This is a genomic window from Streptomyces sp. NPDC031274 (assembly GCF_055570235.1).
The window spans coordinates 1-1203 of sequence record NZ_JBVIHP010000336.1; the positions used below are offsets into that span (position 1 = coordinate 1).

A 1203-nucleotide genomic window follows, 5' to 3' on the forward strand; every position below is an offset into this window, starting at 1 on the left:
CCGCCCCCGCGTCCTAGGGGAAACGCGGGGACGGGAGGGGTGTCTTGCTGCGCGGAAGAATGCGACGGGACCGGCGGGATCGGCAGGGCCGTCAGGAACGGTCCGATCCGCTCGACGCGGCACAGGAGGACCGGGTGCGGGCGGTGCTCGCGCTCGGCGGAGTGCCGCACGCCGATCTGCCCGACGGTGTCCAGCAGGTCAGGCTCAAGCTCCTGGAGCGGGCGGCGGACGGGCGCGATGCGCCGCGTGACGTGTCCGCGTGGGCGGCGGTCGTCGCCTCCAACCTCGCCATGGACTGGCACCGGGCACGCCGCAGGCAGGAGCGGCTCGGGGAGCGGCTCGCCGTGCTGTGGCGGGAGGCGACGGACGAGGACGGGGCGGAGACGCGGGCGCTCTCGATGGCCGTGACCCAGGGCCTGGACGCGCTGCCCGACACCCAGCGGCAGGTCGTCGTCCTGCGCTTCTACGCCGATCTGCCGGTCAGGGCGATAGCGGACGAGCTGGGCATTCCGGAGGGCACGGTCAAGAGCAGGCTGCATACGGCGGTACGGGTGCTGCGGACGCGGCTGCACGAGGGCGAGGTGGTGTGACGGTGGCCAGGGACGAGTACGACTACGACCACGACTACGACCACGATGCGCTGATGCTCGCCCTCACGGGCGATCCCCTGCCCGAGGCCTCCCGGCAGGACCCGGAGCTCGTGGCGGAGCATGCCGCGACTGTGGCGGATGTCGCACTGCTCAGGGAGCACATCCGGGGGGCGGGCCACGCACTGGCGGCTCCGGAGCCGGTAGCTGTGCCGAAGCCGGTCGCCTCCGTACGCCCCGCCGGTGTCCGGCGGCGGCGCCTGACGATGGCGCTCGGGCTTGCCGCGGCCACCGCGGCGGTCTCGCTGGTGGGCGGGCTCGCCTGGCTCGCGGTGGAGAGCGGGGGCGGGGTCACCGAGAGCGCCGACTCCGACGCGGCGAAGGGCGCGGCGCCGGGGGACGACAAGGCGGACGGTGGCGGGGCCGCCGAGGATCTCTCACCCGAGGGGTACGTGGCGTGCGCGCGGCTCATCGTGGAGGGCACGGTGAACCGGGTCGAGCCGATCCCCGGAGCGGCTCAGGAGCGGATCGTCCTGGACGTCTCCCGCTACTACAAGCCGGTCAGCGGCAAGAAACAGATCACGTTCGTGATGGATGTGGACGTGGACCCGCGGCT

The 1203-nt window shown here is 73.4% G+C and carries 1 protein-coding gene and 1 pseudogene; both read left to right on the forward strand.

What is annotated here, in order from left to right:
* Positions 1–44: 44 nt before the first annotated feature.
* Entirely contained in the window at positions 45–590 is a 546-nt protein-coding gene (locus ACZ5CR_RS46155; RefSeq protein ID WP_468869964.1) for a sigma-70 family RNA polymerase sigma factor, read from the forward strand.
* 2 nt (positions 591–592) lie between these two features.
* Positions 593–1203: pseudogene (locus tag ACZ5CR_RS46160) on the forward strand (hypothetical protein); the annotation flags it as partial.